1 protein-coding gene and 1 pseudogene are annotated in these 2,834 nt (G+C 35.7%); one reads left to right on the forward strand and one right to left on the reverse strand.

All coding sequences use genetic code 11. The annotated features are described in order from the left end of the window. A pseudogene (locus tag IQ229_RS22310) lies at positions 1 to 680 on the forward strand (phospholipid carrier-dependent glycosyltransferase); the annotation flags it as partial. Positions 681 to 690: 10 nt separating this feature from the next. On the opposite strand, the gene IQ229_RS22315 reads toward IQ229_RS22310, so the two are convergent. Next, entirely contained in the window at positions 691 to 2,349 is a 1,659-nt protein-coding gene (locus IQ229_RS22315) for a hypothetical protein (protein ID WP_194047491.1), read from the reverse strand. Between the last annotated feature and the right edge of the window lie 485 nt (positions 2,350 to 2,834).

Genomic DNA, 2,834 nt, shown 5'->3' on the forward strand with positions numbered 1-2,834 from the left:
GCCTTTATCCGTTCATCGCTTTGTTTGCATCTGTGGGTTTAAACTGGCTAGGTAATATTTATCAAATAGGAATTATCCCACAATTACCTCTTCAAAAAGGTAAAGTAAATGCATTAAATCTTTTTGCAAAGAAGAATCTCCCTCGAAACCTCAGTTATGGCTTGGGTGGATTAGGTGTTTTACTTGTTATAGCGAGTATTGGCATTTTTAGCTGGGGTAGTTCTGATATCCGCAAGTATGCAACTATTGGCTTGGCTATGGGCTTGGGTTGGTTAATTTTACCTGTGGTGTGGATTGCTCGTTACCACTTTGACAAAAAGTTTCTCACAGCGCGTTATTGGATTGCAGGTTGGTTAATTCCCTGTTGGCTGGCCTTGGCGGCAATAGGTAGCATTGGTCTATTAAGTGATTATAACTCTGGTTTAAAAACTTTTTTACAACAAAGTGCGATCGCTTCAATTCTCCAATCTCATCCTACGTACTATGTAGAGATGGATGCTAAAACAAAAGTACTGCTTAATTTCTATCTTCCTACTCGCCCTCAACCAGTAGTTTCTATTTCCCAAGTACCAGCTTTGAGCTATGCTTGGATCTATGCTAACCAGTCTTCTCAATTATCTCGACCTCACCGCATTATCGGCGCTGTAAAGGAGTACCAGTTGATTCAAGTTCTTCCCTAAGACATTATATTCAAGTCTTCGATACTGCTTTGATACATTCTGTTTTGAGAAGGACTAAATTATCAGTTTCAATAACTGCACAAGAGTTAATTAATGTTGCTAAAACAGGTAGAGCCTTCTGTAAATTTGCGTTCGCTTGTTGTGCTGCTGGCTGATATTGTTGTAGCCAAGTGTTTTTAGTTATATATTCTGAAAGGAATGCAGAACGGTCTAATAACCAAAAAGTTACGTGGTATTTTTGAATAAAGTCTTTAATCTGATTAATATCATCAGTATATTGGGCATTAATAAGGTCAATCATCCGCTGGCGAAATTGAGCGTAATATTTTGTATGGATCGGTAATGCATATTCTTTACCCACCAAAATTGTTCTTTGAGCAAAGATGGGTATGTTATCTGCTTCTTGGGAAGTAGAGGCTATGACAATATTTTGCGGTTGCTTTTGCAAAAAATTATATAATGTTGGGGCTTGACCTGCTAAATAAGGGGTTTTGGGAAAAACTTTTAAGCTACTAGGGTACAAAACGAGTCCAGCACCAAGGATCGTAATAGTCCCTAAGATTAAAATTTGTCTGCCATTTTGTCTCGACCATCGAAATGTAGCATCTAAAATTAAGGTAATAGAGATTGCTGCTGCAAGAGCAAATACTATCTTAAAAGTATGATGGGTGTAGCGGCTAGGCCAGTGCAGTTTAAAAGCTAAGGCATGGGCAGTAAAAAACATGATTAAACTAGCTATTACTACCTGTAGTAATAGTTTGACTTCATCCTTTACTTCTTTGGTTAGGAAAAAGCGAGATTGAAATTTCAGGATAATTGGTAATAATAAACCAAATAATAATTGAGGAGGTGCAATTAAAGCAAAAAAACCGCTATCTCTACCATCAAACCAATAACTAATAATATTATGAGTAAAATACCTGAATCTTCCTCCATCCCAGTACTCTGGCATAGTTTTCGCAACAGCAGCAGTAATTGTCGGGCCAAATTGTGATGATTGAATAGTATAAGGTAAAATTAGGATGCCAGCAGTTATAGCGGCTGCTACAAATAAAATAAAATCTTTTCGGTTATGAGAAATAGTTATCTGCCCATTCTGCCAGCGAAATAATCTCAAAAGCAAAATTAATAAATTGATAAAACCTATGATAGGGTAGATTAAACATTGAAGCGCAAATACAATTAATATACCAACTACAGACGAGCGTATTAAATAATATATAAAAGCTAAAACCAGGGGATAAATAAAATCTCTAGGAGTAGCAGAAAATAGGTCATCATGAAGGCAAAGGCTTTGATTTAAAAGTAAAGAGGCGATAAACCCTGCCATTGGTACTGGTAATAGCTCCATACAAACTACAAAGCAATAGCTAGTTGTAATTATTCCCAGTACTAATGGAAAAATCTTGCCAAATAAAATTGGATCTATATTTAAAGCTGCAATTATTTTATAAACAATACCATACCCAATTGGTGTCACCGACTGAAAATAATCAGCAATTAAATCTCCAGGAAATAAATCTGGGTTAAAGTAACGATAGATCCAAGAAATATATTCCCGTGCATCGTCGCTCACTATATATTTGCTGGTGAAAGCTTGTCGCACCCCCATAAAAATATAACCAATAGCAAAAGTTAGACTGAGACTGTACCAAAAAACAACAGTCAATCTAGATTGATTTTGTCTGTTTTTTTGAGTAATAGGTGCTGTTAAAAATTTTTGTAATTTTGAAATTAGCATTGTACGCGTCTATGTCTGAATAAATTATGTTAATTAGGAAAATCAAAAGCTTTTTTCAATTTTTATGATTGTACAATCTTCAAGTCCTGAGCGGTCATTTATAAAGCCAATAATTCTAGTAACACTCTGTTTTTTACCCAGAACGAAAGGTCATGAAAGCCGAAATGTCTGGATTTAAAGAACAAGTAGCCTCTATTTCGCAAATACCAGTTTTGAGCTATGCTTGGATCTATGCTGACCAGTCCTCTAAATTACCTGGCTCTTACCGCATTCTTGGTACAGTAAAAGAGTAGCAGTTGATTCAAGTTCTTCCTTAAGATAGATGTAAAGCAGCTAATGCTAAAAAATATTACTTCAGTTATAATAATAGTACGCACACTAAGCATTGTGCTAAATGGTTTCTACATCTAATC

This window comes from Nostoc cf. edaphicum LEGE 07299 (genome assembly GCF_015207245.1).
Classification (GTDB): Bacteria; Cyanobacteriota; Cyanobacteriia; order Cyanobacteriales; family Nostocaceae; genus Nostoc; species Nostoc edaphicum_B.